Origin of the sequence: Pseudomonas californiensis (assembly GCF_021147775.1) — a bacterium.
Classification (GTDB): Bacteria; Pseudomonadota; Gammaproteobacteria; order Pseudomonadales; family Pseudomonadaceae; genus Aquipseudomonas; species Aquipseudomonas californiensis.
Window position 1 is genome coordinate 36890 of record NZ_JAGTPK010000028.1, and the last position, 15945, is coordinate 52834.

At 58.8% G+C, this 15945-nt stretch carries 15 protein-coding genes and 2 pseudogenes; 11 read left to right on the forward strand and 6 right to left on the reverse strand.

What is annotated here, in order from left to right; translation table 11 throughout:
• Positions 1–144: 144 nt before the first annotated feature.
• Entirely contained in the window at positions 145–564 is a 420-nt protein-coding gene (locus tag KDX37_RS21935; RefSeq protein ID WP_231655123.1) for a hypothetical protein, read from the reverse strand.
• A gap of 110 nt (positions 565–674) precedes the next feature.
• Positions 675–1976 (reverse strand): Nramp family divalent metal transporter, encoded by a 1302-nt coding sequence (locus KDX37_RS21940; RefSeq protein ID WP_231655124.1) that lies wholly within the window; start codon positions 1974–1976, stop codon positions 675–677.
• 238 nt (positions 1977–2214) lie between these two features.
• Between KDX37_RS21940 and KDX37_RS21945 the strand changes: the two genes are divergently transcribed.
• Positions 2215–2985 (forward strand): carbon-nitrogen hydrolase family protein, encoded by a 771-nt coding sequence (locus tag KDX37_RS21945; protein WP_231655125.1) that lies wholly within the window; start codon positions 2215–2217, stop codon positions 2983–2985.
• Between the two features lie 6 nt (positions 2986–2991).
• Here KDX37_RS21945 and KDX37_RS21950 read toward each other — a convergent pair whose 3' ends face one another.
• The 3 genes from KDX37_RS21950 to KDX37_RS21960 all read right to left on the reverse strand — a co-directional run bounded on the left by KDX37_RS21950 (position 2992) and on the right by KDX37_RS21960 (position 4908).
• Entirely contained in the window at positions 2992–4242 is a 1251-nt protein-coding gene (locus KDX37_RS21950) for an MFS transporter (RefSeq protein WP_231655126.1), read from the reverse strand.
• A gap of 108 nt (positions 4243–4350) precedes the next feature.
• The gene (locus KDX37_RS21955; RefSeq protein ID WP_004886489.1) at positions 4351–4533 is read right to left on the reverse strand and encodes a DUF1289 domain-containing protein; all 183 of its coding nucleotides are present in this window, start codon (positions 4531–4533) and stop codon (positions 4351–4353) included.
• A 3-nt stretch (positions 4534–4536) separates the two neighbouring features.
• Positions 4537–4908 carry a hypothetical protein gene (locus KDX37_RS21960; RefSeq protein ID WP_231655127.1) on the reverse strand — a complete coding sequence of 124 codons (372 nt, stop codon included), beginning with the start codon at positions 4906–4908 and terminating at the stop codon, positions 4537–4539.
• A 193-nt stretch (positions 4909–5101) separates the two neighbouring features.
• Here KDX37_RS21960 and KDX37_RS21965 point away from each other — a divergent pair, with 193 nt between their 5' ends.
• From KDX37_RS21965 to surE, 10 genes and pseudogenes are all read left to right on the forward strand, one after another.
• Positions 5102–6193, forward strand: a complete 1092-nt coding sequence (locus KDX37_RS21965; RefSeq protein ID WP_231655128.1) for an SMP-30/gluconolactonase/LRE family protein — start codon at positions 5102–5104, stop codon at positions 6191–6193.
• Between the two features lie 112 nt (positions 6194–6305).
• A complete protein-coding gene (locus KDX37_RS21970; protein WP_231655129.1) occupies positions 6306–7139 on the forward strand; it encodes a DUF1206 domain-containing protein in 834 nt (277 codons plus the stop codon).
• Positions 7140–8036: 897 nt separating this feature from the next.
• Positions 8037–8459, forward strand: a pseudogene (locus tag KDX37_RS29835) (HAMP domain-containing protein); the annotation flags it as partial.
• 99 nt (positions 8460–8558) lie between these two features.
• On the forward strand, positions 8559–9314 hold the full coding sequence (locus KDX37_RS29840; RefSeq protein ID WP_406643085.1) for a methyl-accepting chemotaxis protein: 756 nt from the start codon (positions 8559–8561) through the stop codon (positions 9312–9314).
• A 17-nt stretch (positions 9315–9331) separates the two neighbouring features.
• Complete coding sequence (locus tag KDX37_RS21980; RefSeq protein ID WP_231655131.1) at positions 9332–10252, forward strand: substrate-binding domain-containing protein; 921 nt, start codon at positions 9332–9334, stop codon at positions 10250–10252.
• 185 nt (positions 10253–10437) lie between these two features.
• Positions 10438–11193 (forward strand): annotated as a pseudogene (locus tag KDX37_RS29845) (HAMP domain-containing protein); the annotation flags it as partial.
• 132 nt (positions 11194–11325) lie between these two features.
• Positions 11326–12051 carry a methyl-accepting chemotaxis protein gene (locus KDX37_RS29850; RefSeq protein WP_406643087.1) on the forward strand — a complete coding sequence of 242 codons (726 nt, stop codon included), beginning with the start codon at positions 11326–11328 and terminating at the stop codon, positions 12049–12051.
• Positions 12052–12246: 195 nt separating this feature from the next.
• A complete protein-coding gene (locus KDX37_RS21990) occupies positions 12247–14043 on the forward strand; it encodes a methyl-accepting chemotaxis protein (RefSeq protein ID WP_231655133.1) in 1797 nt (598 codons plus the stop codon).
• A gap of 134 nt (positions 14044–14177) precedes the next feature.
• Positions 14178–14489, forward strand: coding sequence for a DUF6482 family protein (locus tag KDX37_RS21995; RefSeq protein ID WP_231655134.1), 312 nt, complete (start codon positions 14178–14180; stop codon positions 14487–14489).
• Between the two features lie 196 nt (positions 14490–14685).
• Entirely contained in the window at positions 14686–15468 is a 783-nt protein-coding gene (gene surE, locus KDX37_RS22000; RefSeq protein WP_231655135.1) for a 5'/3'-nucleotidase SurE, read from the forward strand.
• A 20-nt stretch (positions 15469–15488) separates the two neighbouring features.
• On the opposite strand, the gene KDX37_RS22005 is transcribed toward surE, so the two are convergent.
• Positions 15489–15896: a RidA family protein gene (locus tag KDX37_RS22005; protein ID WP_231655136.1), complete on the reverse strand. Its 408-nt coding sequence runs from the start codon at positions 15894–15896 to the stop codon at positions 15489–15491.
• Positions 15897–15945: the final 49 nt, after the last annotated feature.

Below are 15945 nucleotides of genomic sequence, written 5' to 3' on the forward strand. Positions count from 1 at the left end.
AGGCATTTCCGGGTATCAGGCTGCGTGAGCTGTTGGCGCGTCATGAGGGAGGCAGGTGCCAGTCGGTTTTAGCGCGGATGAGCGGCAAGCTGCGAGAGCGCGAACGGACAGAACGCCGTTCGCGTTGTTGGGGATGGGAGGGCGTTACTTGACTCGGCTGTTGAGGCTGTTGACCGTGCTTTTCAACCAGTTCACGTCGTTTTTCGTGTCGCTGATATCACGTTTGATATCAGACAGGTCGCTGCTGTTGGCGGTAGAACCCGAGCTTCGCTTGAGTTCATCGATCAGGCGGGCCTGGGCATTGACGGTTTCTTTCAGGCTGGCCAGCTCTGCGGCGTTGCGTTTTGAGTCGTTCAGCAACTGCTGCAGATCCGCCAGTGACACGTTTGAACTGCGCACCGAATACACGTTATTGGTTTCGTAATGAGTCGTGGCAAGCTTGTCCTGACCATCTGCGGCGTACGTGCTGACTTCCGCCGCCTGCGCCTGTGACAAGGTCATGGCGCCGGCCAGCAACGCGGCAAGCTGGAAACTGAACTGCAATGAAGAAGACGGACCGGCCATCATCATGATTCCTGTGAAGTGCCGGAATGGCACATTGATCAGACTTCAATGTGCCATTCCGGTTCGTAACACAGCTGCAAGTTTTCCGGCGTTGGCCAGCACCTGCACAGTCATGCCAGCAGTTCGGTACCCAGCTGGAAAGCCACCCACAATGCCAGCCCTGTTGCGAAGGTCAGCGCGATGTTTTCGAACAGGTTGTTGCGGTATTCCTTGGCCAGCAGCGATTTCTGGTTGGACATGATCAACAGGCCCAGCGAGATGATCGGCAGCCCCACGATGTTCAGCGCGTTGACGCCCAGGGTCAGGGTCACGAAGTCCGGCATGCCGGGCAGCGACCAGATCAGCGGCGTCACCAGGATGAACAGCATGAACCATTTGTGCATCGGGTCGCGGTGGAACTCCTTGCCATAACGGGCGCGGCGTTTCGGGCGGATGTGCTGGAAAGCGTCGGTGATCAGCATCGGGAAAGCCGTGGTCTTGCCCGAGATGCTGGCGAACAGAGTGGCAAACACCCCGATGAAGAAGATGTACCAGCCCAGTGGCCCGAAGAACAGTTCCAGTGCTTTGCCCAGGTCACCCAGCGTGTTCACCTGAATACCGTTGGGGCGCAAAATTTCAACACCGACCACCCAGATTGCCAGGTTGATGATGATGCCGACGATCACTGCAAACAGCAGGTCGTTGCGCTGGATGCGCTTGTGCTCCGGGCCAGTCCAGCCTTTTTCGCGCATTACATACGGGTGGACGAAGTTGGCGATGGAACCGGCTACCGCGCCGATCACCGATACCGCCACCAGCAGCGCGCCATGGACGCCTTCATCCGGCGGAATACTGAAGCCAATGGTGCCCTTGATGATGCCGGAAACGTCCGGCCCGGACATGATTGCCAGGGTCAGGAAGGCCAGGGTCATGATCGCCAGCAGCACTTTCATCACACCTTCGATCATCGTGTAGATATTGCGTCCTACCAACAACCACACAGCGATCACCACCGCGACCGAGCAGAGCAATGGCTGATTGATGTTCAGCAACATCGCCAGCGATTCACCGGCACCCTTGATCATGTAGGCGTTGATCAGGTGACCCATCAGCAGCGCGTAGGCGAGCATGAACCAGGCGAAGAACGGATGCAGTTGCGCGTAGCCCTGCAGGATCGTCATGCCCTGGTTGTTGCACAGCTGAAAGCGGGCAATGATGTTGACGATCAGGAATCTGAGCAGTAGAGAAATCGCCAGCACCCACATCATCGCGTAGCCGTAACTGGCGCCAGCGACCGACGAAGTGATCAGGTCTCCCGCGCCAAGCCAGGACAAGACAGCGATGATGCCGGGGCCGAGCAGCTTGGCCAGTTTTTTGAGGCGGGGCTCGTTTGCAGACGTCACTTTTTCTTCGGCTGAGGGAGTGCTGGGCATGTGTTGATCTCCATTGTTATTGTATTGAGACATGACTCACTAATTGACAAGATAGGACGTCGTACAACGTTAGTCTTCGATACATATGTAACTATGTATGACGCATTAGTGGCTGATTAATGGCCCGTTAGTACGTGGCGAATGTGTTTCAGATGCGTCGGCGGCACAGCCGAAGTTGCTGCGTTTGACAGGTTCTGCAGGTAAAGTCTGCCCGCGCTTTCACTCTATGGACGACCTCATGGCCCCTGTCACACTTGCCGCTGCGCAGTTTTGCTCTGCCCCCGGAATGATTGAACACAACCTCGCCGGGCACCTGCGTTTCATGCAGCATGCGGCCGACGCCGGGGCGAACTACGTGATGTTTCCCGAGCTGTCGTTGACCGGTTACGAGCCGGATATCGCCGGTGAGTGTGCGATGACTGCGGATGATGAGCGCCTCGAACCGGTACGCGCGCTGGCCAACCACCTGGGCCTGGTCACGACCGTGGGCATGCCGCTGAAGGGTGCCGGGGGCAGGGTTTACATCGGTGCGCTGACGTTCACGGCGCAAGGTGAAATCATCGCCTATGCCAAACAGTATCTGCATCCAGGCGAGGACAAGGTGTTCACGGCTGGTAGTGGCGATTGTCTCGTGCCACTAGGCAATCGACAGCTGGGCATGTGTGTATGCGCCGACTTCAGCCATCCCGAGCATGTACAGCGGATGGCAGAGGCGGGCGTCTGGGTGTACGCCGCCAGTGTGCTGATTTCGCCGGGGGGTTACGAAAACGACGCGGCCTTGCTTGAGCGTCATGCCCGGCGCCATGGGCTGCCGGTGCTGATGGCCAACCATGGCGGACCGACTGGCGGCTGGGACAGTGCCGGGCGCAGCGGGTTGTGGGACGCATCAGGCCGCTGGGTGGGCGGCATGCAAGGGCCGGGCGACGGCCTGGTGATCGCGACCTGCCACGCAGAGGGGTGGCAGGTGCGGGTCATTACGCTCGCTCAGGTCGAAACAGCGCTGCGGTGATCCGGTTCAGGTTGTCAGCGCCGGTCCGGTTTTGTCTATCTCGCGCTGATCGGCCACCAGGGTCTCCGGCACTGCCAACCACAACAGACAAAATGCTGCCGCCGCCACGCCCGCGAGGGTCATGAATGCTGCGCTGTAGCCTGCAGCCTGTACCACGAAGCCAGCCAGGCTGTTGCTGAGTGCGGCACCCAGACCGAACATGGTCGACAGCGCGCCGAGGCTCACATTGAAGCGCCCGGTACCTTGAGTCAGGTCCTTGACCATCAGCGGGAACAGCGCGCCGAACAGGCCGGCACCGATGCCGTCGAGCATTTGTACGGCAACCAGCCAATACGGGTCATCAGACAACGTATACAGCACGCCGCGTATCGGCAGAATCAGAAAGCCCGCCAGCAACAGCGGTTTGCGTCCCCAGACATCGGCTTTCATGCCGACCAGAAGCGCGGCGGGGACCATGACCAGTTGCGCCGCCACGATGCAGGCCGACGTCAAGGGCGTCGCCATCTGCATATTGATCTGCGAGAGCTTCTGGCTGACCAGCGGCAGCATCGCAGCGTTGGCCAGATGGAACAGCGCGCAACAGATGCCAAACAGCAGAAGCGGTTTGTTGCTCAGCAGGGCCGCGAAGCCGGACGGATGATTGTCATCATGCACATGGTTGGCGTCAAAACCCCTGGCGACGTCGTGGTCGATTGCGCTGGCGGATACAAAGCTGATTGCGACGATGCTCGCCAGGGCCATGGCGGCCATCAGGTAAAACACCGCCACCGGGCCAAACAAGTACGCGAACCCACCCGCCAGCAGCGCCGCACATGCGTTACCCGCGTGGTTGAAGGTTTCGTTGCGGCCTGTACGTCGGGTAAAGGCTTTAGGACCAGTGATGCCCAGCGAGATCGCCGCGATGGCGGGTGCGAACACCGAGGCTGCGACGCTGCTCAGTGCCTGGGTCAGAGCCACCAGCGTGAACGAAGAGGTGAAAGGCAACACCAGACAGCTCAGCGTCACCAGCAGGGCGGCTGCGCCGATCATGCCGCGTTTATAAAGTGTGCGGTCGATCAGGGCGCCCGCTGGCGTTTGGGTCAGCAGGCCGGCAATGCCAGCAATCGTCATCACCACGCCAATGCTGGCAGGGTCCCACTTGTGGACGGCCAGCAGATAGATAGCAAGGTAGGGACCGAGCCCATCGCGAACGTCCGCGAGGAAGAAGTTCAAGCTGTCCAGAGACAGTGTATTGCGGCGATCTGCATGACTGGCCAAGGAGACTATTCCCGTAATACGTCAGACTCCAACCCCGCGAGCCACGGAAAATACTGACACGACTATGTTTCAGGAAGTTTCACCCTCAGCCATCTATATATTTACGTCTCAGACGGTCTTTTTCTGCAGGCTTTTCATCCGTTGCGTTGCGCGCTGTACCGCCGCCATCTTTTCGGGACGTTTCATTCGTTTCCATTTGCGGATGTCGTCCTTGGTGCGGCCGCAACTCACGCACAGATCGCCGCTGAGTTGGCACACTGAAATGCAGGGGTTTTCGATGTCTTTTGCCATGCCTCAGCCTCGCTTGACGTAGGTGCGCAGGATGCGCTTTTGCCAGTTGCCGTCATGGTCACGCTGGCACTGCTCTTCACTGTCGAAATACACGCAGCCGGCGATCTGCGCCACCTCCAGGCCTGCATCTTCCAGCGCTTGGGCGGTCAGTTGGACCATGCGTTGATCCTGTCCGCCGGCCATTGCCTGATCCTTGCTGGCCTGTGTGTCGAACACCCAGATGATCTGCAGACTGTCGGCGAACCTGGCGTAATCGACCTCGTGGGTCAGCCAGCAGAAGCCAACTATTTCGGACTTGGCTGTTTCGCACGCCCGGGTCAGCGCTGCGATCAGACGCCTTTCGATTCGAGCCTGTTCGCGCTTGCCTGAAGGCATGGATGAGTCCTTGGATAGACTGTTGCAGGGAGCCGCGCACGATACCGCAAACTCGTCCCGAGCCCCAGCCTGAGTGGCGGATTGTCATGTGCCGGCCGCACTCAAGCCGGGTTGGTGCTGTCTGAAAACCCGGGACAGCGGTGGGACGCTTGCCCCGACAATCTCTTCCAACAACAAGCAATGGAGATGCACCATGGATTTTTCGCAGTCAGACACATTGAGTGATCAGGGGCGCAGAGGGTTTCTGAAAAAGTCCTTCGCGGTGTCCGCGACGGTTGCAGCCATTGGCGCGCTGCCACGTTTTTCTTTCGCCGAACCGCTTACTCAGCGTTACCCCGACCCTCTGATCAGTGTGCTGGATGACAGCTTCAAGGACCTGCGCATCTTTAACGCCAGTGTGGAGAAGCTCGCCACGGGCCTGCGCTGGGCAGAAGGGCCGGTCTGGATCGGTGACGGCCGTTATCTGCTGGTCAGCGACATTCCCAACAACCGCATCATGCGCTGGGACGAGGTGACCGGCAGACTGTCGGTCTACCGCGAGCATTCGAATTTTTCCAATGGCATGTGCCGTGATCGACAGGGTCGGTTACTGGTGTGCGAAGGCTCGAGCACGACAACTGAAGGCCGCCGCGTCACCCGCACGGAATACAACGGGCGCATCACGGTGCTGGCGGACAGCTTCGACGGCAAGCCTTTCAATTCGCCCAACGACATTGTCTGCAAGCGCGATGGCTCGATCTGGTTCACCGACCCGATGTTCCAGGCCAACAGCGATTACGAAGGGCACAAAGTCCCTCAGTCCCAACCGTTCGGCGTGTATCGGATCGATCCCGCGGACGGTAAGGTCGGTCGGGTCATCGACGACCTGAACGGTCCTAATGGCCTGTGCTTTTCACCGGACGAGAAAACCCTGTACGTGGTCGAAGGACGAGCCAAACCGCACGGGATCATCTGGGCCATCACGGTCAACGACGATGGGACTCTGGGTGCGCGTCGCAACCATATCGAAGGTCTGGAGTACGCCGCTATCGACGGCATCAAATGCGATGAAGGTGGCAACCTGTGGTGTGGCTGGGGTGGCAACGGTGACGCGAAAGCCGATCTGGAGAAGCTCGACGGCGTGCGTATCTTCAATCTTCAAGGCAAAGCCATCGGCCATATCACATTGCCGGAACGCTGCGCCAACATCTGTTTCGGCGGACGAGAAGGCAACCGCTTGTTCATGGCGAGCAGCCATTCGCTGTATTCAGTGTTCGTGAATGCCCGAGGCGCTACCTTCGCCTGACATCTCCGTTTGCGGTACGCAGGCACACGCTTCGCTGCGTACCGTCAATCCGGTCGAACCCCCAGGGATATGGCGGGTCTGCTCATGCACTACTTTCAAGGAATACCTTTTTATGTCGGCACAACGCGGCCTTGTTTTGTTGGCACGAGGTGGTTATGCCGCCCGTGGAGTTGTTTATCTCATCATCGGTCTGTTCGCCGTATTGGCGGCGCAGGGCTCTTCGCAGCCCACCGACAGCCACAGCAGCCTTGAGGCATTGTTGAGTCAGCCCTTCGGCAGCGTGCTGGTGGGGCTGGTGGTGGTCGGGCTGCTGGCGTTTGCCGCCTGGCGTGTGCTGCAGGCAACCCGTGATGTCGACCATCACGGCAGCACGCCCAAGGGTTTGATTATCCGCGGCGGTCTGCTGGTGGGTGGCTTCACCTATGGCGCACTGGCCTTCTTCGCGCTGGGCCTGCTGGTCAGCGGCCTCAAGACCTCGGGCGGTTCAGGTGGCGGTCAGACGCAAGACCTGCTGTCGCGCATCCTCTCCTGGGATCACTCCAATCTGCTGGTGTATGTCGTCGCACTGGTGCCGCTGGCGCTGGGTATCGTGCACATCATCAAAGGCTACAAGGCGTCGTTCGAAAAGTACTTTGAAGCCGACGAGGATGTCATGCGCTACGTGCGTCCTGTCTCGCGCTTCGGGTTGATCGCCCGCGGCGTAGCGTTCATCGAGATCTCGGTGCTGTTGGCGGTCAGCGGCTCAAGCTATCAGGCCATGCATCCGCCGGGGATGAAAGACGCACTCAATGGGTTGCAGAGTCTTCCCGCTGGCGGCCTGGTGCTGTTGATTGTCGCCCTGGGCCTGATCGCGTTTTCGGTGTACAGCTTTGCCCAGGCGGCCTGGCGCCGGATCAACATGGATGTGCCCAGCGCACCGGATGCCGTCGCCCGTCATTTCCGCTAAGCCATTGCTGCAAAAAGGAATTGCCTGACACGGTTTCAGGCAATCACCGATTACCTCGAAATAATGCCTGTTTCGCCTCAAGTCGCGCCTGTGCACGCCGACATTCTCTCTTGAGCTCCGACCGATTCCGCGCTGCCTTCTCCGCAGCTGCGGACCAGGCAGCGCACAATAAAAACAAAGAGGACAGCCATGACCATTCTTCAGCGAGTGATCGGCGGGTTTGCCGTATTGGTGGTGGTGTTGCTCGTCATGGTAGGCATCAGCTACCAGAGTACCCACTCGATCAGCGACCGCCTTAGCATTATCACCGGCCAGTCTGCGCCGTTGAGTCGGGCCGCAAGTGAGCTTTATGTGCATGTTCTGCGCGCCAACCAGGCGTTGCTGGGTGTTCTCGTGAGCACTGAACCCAAGCAGATTGACGACGGCAAGCAGCCGTTCAATGACAGCATGGCGCGTTTCAATCAACTGCTCGACAGCATTCCCGCCTACATCGGAGATCGCGCCGAGCTGCGTGACAACCTGGCTCAGGACCGGCAACTCAGTGCTGCCTATGCCGAACAGGCGCAGACGTTGATCGCCAGCCATCGACAGCATGTGCTGCAGATCCTTCAAGCCCGTATTTTGCAGGGCTACAGCAACAGCCAGGGTGTGCAACTGAGCAGCTACCTGCGTGATTACATTGCCCGCGAACGCAATGCCGGTGCCGCCGAGAACGTCGCCGCAGCCGAAAAGCTGCTGCTGGAAATCGGTAAATCCTATGAGGGACTGGCCGCGCATGCCGCCACGCCCGACATTCAGACATTGCAGCGCGTGCTCAATCTGCAAGACGAGGTGATCAACACACGTGCCCGTGAATTGACAGCAGTTGACCCGCGCGCTGGCCGTATTGCCGGCGTGATGGTCAACCGGCTGCTCAATGATCTGACAGGCAGTGACGGGGTCTATCAGGCTTATCGCCAGGAGGCGGCACTCGCCGACCAGGTCAGCAAACAGCGTCAGGCCGTGGAAGCCCGCCTTCAGGCGACCCTGGACAAGATCGGCGAGTTTGGCAATCAGTCCCTTGCAGTGGCCAATGAAGCCAAGGCCGACGCCGATTCAACCATCGCCACCAGTCTCAGCCTGTTGTTGATCGCCTGTGTGCTTGCGGTCCTGGCTGCAGTGGTGATCGGTACCTGGGTTGCGTTCAGTCTGCGTCGTCCGCTGGCGGCGTTCCGCGAGGTGCTCAAGACGCTGACCACCGGCGACATGCGTGTGCGTTTCGATGTCAGCCGCAAGGATGAATTCGGTGAGCTGGGTGGCCATCTGAATGAATTCACCCAGTCGTTGCAGCAAACGTTCCGCGAGTTGATCGGCTCGGCCGACACGCTGGCGGAGACCGCCAGCCAGAACGCCCGGATCAGCGAACAGACCACTCGGGTGGTGGACGAGCAGAAAGACCGCCTGCACTCGGCGGCCTCGGCGATGAACGAGATGGAGAGCACCGTGGAGGAGGTTGCTCGTCGGGCTCAGGACACGCGCAGCGCGGTGGATAACACCAGCGAACTGACGGACAAGGTGCAGAAGCGTGTGGCTGAAACCATCGTCAATATTCGTCAGCAGGCAGAGCAGGTCAACAAGGCCTCGGCCGTGACCGACGAGTTGCAGAAATACGGACAGAACATCGACGGCATCGTCGATGCGATTCGCACCATCGCCGAACAGACCAACCTGCTGGCGCTCAATGCCGCGATCGAGGCTGCGCGTGCCGGCGAGCAGGGGCGGGGCTTTGCCGTCGTGGCCGACGAGGTCCGTTCGCTGGCCAGCCGTACCCAGACATCGACCAGCGAGATCCAGGAAATGATCGGCCAGATGCAGAGCAAGATTCATTCGGCGGTGCAGGTCATGAATGAAAGCCAGGTCCAGTCCAACCACTGTGTAACGCTGGCCTCGGGCGCTGACGAGTTGTTGCTGGAAATGGGTGAGGCGGTCGGCACCATCCGCGACATGAACATCCAGATTGCGGCCGCCACTGAGCAACAAAGTGCGACGGTGCAGGAAACCAGCCGTATGGTCACGCACATCAACGATTCTGCCCAGCAAGCGGCCGATGGTGCCGAGCAGACTGCCAGCAGCAGTCAGGGGCTGTCGAAAATGGCCCGAGATCAGCGCGAGCTGCTCCATCATTTCAGCGTTTAACGCCCGGGAGTCAGAACATGAAGCAATGGTTATCGATTTCCCTGAGCGCCAGCCTGCTGGTTGCCAGCATCGCCCAGGCCGCTACGCCGCTGGTTGGCGTGGGCATGGCCAAGTTCAACGACAACTTCCAGACCATTCTGCGCCACGGTGTCGAGAAGCAGGTTGCGCTGCTGGACGCCGATATTTTCATGGAAAACGGCCAGGATAATGTGGAGCTGCAAATGCGCCAGTTTCGCAATCTGGTCAGTTCCAGAGTGGACGCGATAGTGGTGGCCATGGTCAACGGCAAGAGCGCTCCGGAAATGATCCGGCTGGCCAACGAAGCAAAAATCCCGCTGGTGTTCGTCAACCGTAATCCTGAACCTGCCAAGTGGCCTGCGCAGACCGCATTCGTCGGCTCCGACGAGCTTGAGTCCGGCACCCTGCAAATGGAAGAGCTCGCCCGTCGCGCCAATTACAAGGGCAACGTGGTCATTCTGGTGGGAGACCCAAGCAACAAGTCATCGGTGATGCGCACCGAAGACGTGGAAAAAGTGGTGGCCAAGTACCCGGACATGAAAGTGGTGCAGAAGAAGATCGGCAACTGGGAGCGCAGCCAGGCTGCCACCATCGTGATCGACTGGGTCAAGCAGGGCGTGGACTTTTCCATTATTGCCGCGAACAACGATGAAATGGCCATTGGCGCAATCATGGGGCTCGAAAAGGCTGGCAAGAACGCCCAGAGCTATCTTGTGGGCGGCATCGACGGCACGCCGGACGGCTTGAAACTGATGGCCGACGGCAAGATGGCTGTCAGCGTGTTTCAGGACGCGATTGGCCAGGCCAACGGCGCCGTGGACGCGGCGTTGCAGATGGCGCGTGGTGAAACGCTGGCGTCTCCTGTGATTTGGGTGCCGTTCAAACTGATCACTCCGGAAAATCGCCAGCAGTTCGAGTGACGTGGCCGGAGCGGGGCATCGGGCTTGTGCGGCCGGAAGTCCTGCGGTCCGCGGATCTTTACTTCGGTTCGCGTGCCAGTCAGGCATTGCTCTTGAATTCAAATAACTGACGAAGGGCGTCGATACGCTTGGTACCACAGTAATCCGCAGCTCGCGTTATTCCATTGACCGCAGGGGGCTTCAGGATGTCGATAAAGCTACGTTTGTTGTTGCTGATCTGTACCAGTGTCCTCGCCGCCGTGATCATCAGCGCGGTCAACTACCTGGGTAACGCCCGGATGGAAGCCGCCATGCAGGACAATGAAGTCAGCATGGCTGCGCTGAGCAACCATCTTGAGGCGGACATGATGCACGATGCGCTTCGCGCGGATGTGCTGTCAGCCATGCTGGTGGGGCTGGGCAAAAGCGACACCTCACGCGAAGAGGTGCTGGCCTCGCTGAAAGAGCATGCGGAGCATTTTCGCAAGGTCCTTGGCGACAATCTCAGTCTTCCCGTCAACGACGCCCTCAAGGCTGAGCTGAACCGGATCAAGCCCAGTCTCGACACGTACATCAGCACTGGCGAACGTATCGTTGGCCTGGCAGTGGACAACCCGGACCGTGCTCAGCAGGAACTGGGTACATTCTCGACCGCCTTCACCAAGCTGGAAGACCAGATGTCCAGCCTGAGCGAGCTGATCGAAGGCAATGCCAAGGCCGGCGGTGAGGGGACCCGCGAGGCAATTCGCAGTGCCAATGTCACACTTGGCGTGGTGCTGGTGATCGCGTTGTTGATGGTGATCAGTCAGGGTCATTGGGTGACGCGAAGCATCATGAAACCTTTGCAGACCGCCAGCCGTATTGCCGACAGCATTGCTCATGGCAACCTCGGTGAGCGTATCGAAGAGCCTGTCGGGCGTGATGAGGCCAGCCAGTTGATTCGCAGTCTGGCGACCATGCAGCGCGATCTTCGCGGGATGATCGAGGTCGTGCGCGGTAATGCTCATGGGGTCAGTGGCATGAGCCAGCAATTGAGCAGCGGTTGTCATGACATTGCCAGCAGCAGTCAGCAGCAAAGTACCGCAGCAGGCACGATGTCGGCCGCCGCGAGCGAAATGACTGCGAGCATCGAAGAAATCACTCGTCACGCCGAACAGGCGCTGGAGATGGCCAACCAGGCCGAGAAGCTTGCCCAGAACGGCGGTCGCGTTATCCATCAGGTAGTAAGTGACATGGACGGCATTGCCCGCTCTGCGCAGCAGTCCGCGCAGGTAATCCGCACACTGGACAAAGAGTCTGAAGGGATCTTCAACATCATTCAGGTAATCAAGGGGATTGCTGACCAGACCAACCTGCTGGCGCTCAACGCGGCCATTGAGGCCGCGCGTGCGGGCGAACAGGGCCGAGGTTTTGCTGTGGTGGCCGATGAGGTTCGCAGCCTGGCAGGTCGCACCAGCGCTTCCACGCAGGAAATTGCCAGCATGGTTGCCCGAATTCAGAACAGCACCCGCGAAGCGGTGACCAGCATGGAGGCTGGCGTTGCTCAGGTGGACAAGGGCATGGCTGTCACGGCAGAGGTCGAGCGCGCCATACGCGAGATTCTCGATGCAACCTTGAGTACCACGCAACTGGTCAACGACATCACGCGCACCATTGGCGAGCAAAGCCTGGCCAGTAACGAGATTGCCCATCAGGTGGAGATGATCGCGAACATGTCCGAAGGTAACAGCCGAGTCATCGGTCAGACCGCCACCACTACAGATGAATTGTCGGCATTGGCAGGGCAGCTCTCGCAGTCAGTCGATCGCTTTACTCTTTGATATCAAAAGGCCTTGACCTCTAGTATTCTTGCGCGCCAAAGCTTGACGTCAATTTAAGGTCGCTGCGCGGCTCCCCCTTCGAAGGACCTACAGGTGTTCGAAGAGAGAGCCGCGCAGTTTTTGCATCGCTGATTAAAGCTTTTGCACTAATCGACGTTAACCAAGTGAACAACTTTCACGCCCAGGAGCAGCGGCATGCAGACGTTAAAGGACTTGTACGAGTCGGTCGAAAAGCAATTTTTTGACACCCTGACCAAAAAGCTCTCAAGCCTTTTTCTACTGGTGGTCGTCAGTGGTCTGCTGTATTGGTTCGCCCTGAGCATTCGCGCCGACATTCTGTTGCAACTGCGCGGCGCACAGCTTGAAAGCGTCGCGCTGGCCGCTGTCCAGAGCAAGCTGGACGTGCTGAGCAACGCCATTCTGATCAGCACGCTGTTCACCCTGTGCATGATCAGCTTCATGGTCTGGTACTTCCGCCACCTGATCGTACGACCAGTAATGTTCATGACCCGGGCGCTTGAAGAGATCGCCAACGGCGAAGGCGATCTGTCGAAGGACCTGCCGCTGCTGACCCACGACGAAATTCGCGTGTTGGCCAGCACCTGTAACCGCTTTCTGGCCAAGCAGCGCGAAGTCATCAGCAGTATTCAGGCGTTGACCGTGCAAATCGCAGTCGAGTCGGCACGTTCGTTGAAGAACATCAGTGACTCCAGCGACAGCGCCACCGATCAGGCGCGTTTTTCCAAGGAAGTCATGGACCAAAGCAACATGGCCGTGGGCAGTATCGAAGACGTATCCCAGCAGACCCAGGGTATTTCCATTACCACCGCGCACAACCTGAGCATGGCGCGTGACTCTTACGCAGAGCTGCTGGAAGTGACCGGCAATATCAGCCAGATATCCAGCAGTCTCAACGAGTTCGGTGCGCTGGTAGCAGGCTTGAATGAACGTTCATCGAGCATCAAGGCTATCGTCGGGTTGATTCAGCAGATCTCTTCGCAAACCAACCTGCTGGCGCTCAACGCGGCCATTGAAGCAGCGCGCGCCGGGGAAAGTGGTCGCGGCTTTGCCGTGGTGGCCGACGAGGTACGTACGCTGGCGCAGAACGTCAGCCGCGCCACCGACGATATCTCCCAAAACATCGATGCGATGCTGCAAGAAGTCAGCTCGACGCACCAACAGACGACCCAGATCAGCCAGAGCGCGCGGGAAACCCAGATGGTGGTCGAACGCGCTTCCGGCCATTTCGAAACCATGATCGGTGACTTCGAGTCCACCAACGGCAAGCTGGCCGACATTGCCTCGCACATCCAGCAATTTGCGAACACCAACACCGGCATCAATGATCGCGTCACGCGGATTTATGCCGACAGCCAGGCGATTGACCAGCGCATGCAACATTCCGCCACTGCCACTCGCGACCTTTCAGGCGTGGCAGAGCGTGTGCAGGCGTTATTGGGGCGCTTTGTACTTGGGCATGGCGAGCTGGACGCCGCAATCACTCGGGCCAGCAATTGCCGTGACATTTTGCAGGAGCGTCTTGGCGCACTGCACAAAAGTGGCGTCAACCTGTTTGATCAGAGCTACAAACTGATTCCGGGTACCGACCCCAAACAGTACACGACCACTTACACCGAGCGCTTTGCCCAGATCTGTCAGGAGGAGTGCGACAAGCTGACCAAAGGCACACGCGGTGGCAAGGTGTCGTTCATCGTCGACAGCAAAGGCTATTGCCCAGTCAACAACAGCTGGGTATCCAGGCCTCCCACGGGCGACCGCGCAGTCGATCTGCCGGTGTGCCGGAACAAACGGATGTTTGCCGACCCTGTCGGCCTGCGTGCAGCGGGTAACAAACAGCGTTTCCTGTTGCAGACCTATCTGCGCGACACCGGCGAAATCATGACCGAGATTGATGTTCCATTCTTCTTCGAGGGGCGCCACTGGGGCAATCTGCGGATGGGCTTCGACGCTGCGCAGCTGTTGGCCAAGTGATCTGTCGAGTGGCAGGTCATTGCCGAACGTTTGTGCATGCAAAGCAGGCCCGCTGCGATAAACACAACGGAACGTTCGCCGTCCCGGACGCTCAACTTCTGTAAGGCACTGATTCCCAGACTGCCCACGGAGGTGTGACTTTGAACATTCAAGATTTGGCCAGTCGTGTGAAAGCTGGCGAGATTCGCGAACTCAATCTGGTCTCGATGGAAGGCGGTTCCTACGTCCTGCACGCGCAATTTGACGGCAAGTCTTTGCCCGTGCATGACTCACATGGTGAGCCTCTTCATGTGGCATCCGTTGAAGAGGCACGCAAAGTGCTCTCATCGGTACCCGACGTGAAGTTGTTCCTGACCCAGAGCGTTGTCTACGACGAAATGGTCGGGCTGGACGATACGCAGACCGAATCCTCGCGGCATGAAATTCCATTGCGTTCCAGCCTGTAACCTCGACCAGACCGTTCAACTCTGCTTCTTGCCCACGTAAACACATGACGTGCAAGCACAGGTCATGATTTGAAAAGGGTGCGAACACCGCTCCGTATGCCGGAGCGGTAATACATTCCGACGCCAGTTCCTTGAGTGGATTGCCTGTGCAGCTTACGTTTCTCTTTCCCCTGCGGTTCAAATGTCAGGAGCCCCCATGTCCTTTCAAAAACTTCCCCGAATTCTGATCACCAATGATGACGGCATCGACGCGCCGGGGCTTCTGGCGCTTGAAGACGTCGCTCGTGAATTGGCCGATGAGGTGTGGATCGTCGCGCCTGATCATGATCAGAGCGGCATCTCGCATGCGTTGAGCATTCACCATCCGTTGCGCGTCACGGCGCGTGGCGAACGCAAGTATTCGGTTTCCGGCACACCTGCTGATTGTGTTGCGATGGCCCTCAAGCAGTTGATGAAGCAGCCGCCGCAACTGATCCTGTCTGGCATCAACAAGGGTGCCAACCTGGGGGTTGAAACGGTATTTTCCGGTACAGTCGGCGCGGCCATGGCAGGGCTGCTATTGGGCGTGCCATCGATTGCGTTGAGTCAGGCTCTCACGCGCCGGGACTCGGTGCGCTGGGATACCGCGCGTCAACTGGCGCCAGATGTGATCCGCAAGGTGTGGGGCACGGGCTGGGAGCAAGGCAGTTGTCTGAACATCAACTTTCCGGACGTTGCTGCGGCAGAAGCAGGGCCAATGCAGTTCACCACACAAGGAGCGGGTCGGATCGACGCTCTGGAGGTGACGTCACGTACCGACATGCGCGAGCGTGACTATTTCTGGCTGAGCATACATCGCCATGACCTGGCGGATGCTCCCGGCAGCGAAACCCATGTCGTCATGAATGGCGGTGTTTCAGTCACGCCGCTGCGTTTTGAACGCACCGATACCGCCATGCTGGAGCAGTTGAAGACCCGTTTTGGTGGACAGCTGAAATGAGCAGGCTGCTCAAGGCCGGTTCAACGCGCTTCAGCCGGACGTTTCACGGCGATGCATTTTATCTCCAGCAGTAAGCCTGGATGCGCGAGTTCGGCGACCCCGATGCAGGTCCAGGCGCATTGGCCACGCGGGAACAGCCGATTCTTGACGTCGCGAAACACAGGCATGTGTTCGCTCATCGAGACGTGATAGGTGGTCATGTCGACGATGTCGTCAAACGTGCAGCCACCCTCGGCCAGCACGGTCCGCAGATTCTCCCAGCAGGCGATGAACTGCGCCTTAGGGTTTAGGATGACTTCCATGTCGCGTGTACGGCCAACCTGGCCGGAGCAATAAAGCGTGTCGCCCACGCTGACCGCAGGTGCGTAGCCTGCGCGGTCCATGATGGGCGCCATAGTGGGCGGGACGATGATTTCGCGGTCTGACATGCTGGTACACCTGAATGTGCAATTGCTGATCTGATTCTGCCGTTATGAA

Coding starts and splice junctions, on each gene's coding strand:
- KDX37_RS21970 (WP_231655129.1), top strand. CDS start 6,306: ATGTCGGCACAACGCGGCCTTGTTTTGTTGGCACGAGGTGGTTATGCC.
- KDX37_RS21935 (WP_231655123.1), bottom strand. CDS start 564: ATGGCCGGTCCGTCTTCTTCATTGCAGTTCAGTTTCCAGCTTGCCGCG.
- KDX37_RS21940 (WP_231655124.1), bottom strand. CDS start 1,976: ATGCCCAGCACTCCCTCAGCCGAAGAAAAAGTGACGTCTGCAAACGAG.
- surE (WP_231655135.1), top strand. CDS start 14,686: ATGTCCTTTCAAAAACTTCCCCGAATTCTGATCACCAATGATGACGGC.
- KDX37_RS21945 (WP_231655125.1), top strand. CDS start 2,215: ATGGCCCCTGTCACACTTGCCGCTGCGCAGTTTTGCTCTGCCCCCGGA.
- KDX37_RS22005 (WP_231655136.1), bottom strand. CDS start 15,896: ATGTCAGACCGCGAAATCATCGTCCCGCCCACTATGGCGCCCATCATG.
- KDX37_RS21980 (WP_231655131.1), top strand. CDS start 9,332: ATGAAGCAATGGTTATCGATTTCCCTGAGCGCCAGCCTGCTGGTTGCC.
- KDX37_RS21960 (WP_231655127.1), bottom strand. CDS start 4,908: ATGCCTTCAGGCAAGCGCGAACAGGCTCGAATCGAAAGGCGTCTGATC.
- KDX37_RS21955 (WP_004886489.1), bottom strand. CDS start 4,533: ATGGCAAAAGACATCGAAAACCCCTGCATTTCAGTGTGCCAACTCAGC.
- KDX37_RS21990 (WP_231655133.1), top strand. CDS start 12,247: ATGCAGACGTTAAAGGACTTGTACGAGTCGGTCGAAAAGCAATTTTTT.
- KDX37_RS29850 (WP_406643087.1), top strand. CDS start 11,326: ATGTCGGCCGCCGCGAGCGAAATGACTGCGAGCATCGAAGAAATCACT.
- KDX37_RS21965 (WP_231655128.1), top strand. CDS start 5,102: ATGGATTTTTCGCAGTCAGACACATTGAGTGATCAGGGGCGCAGAGGG.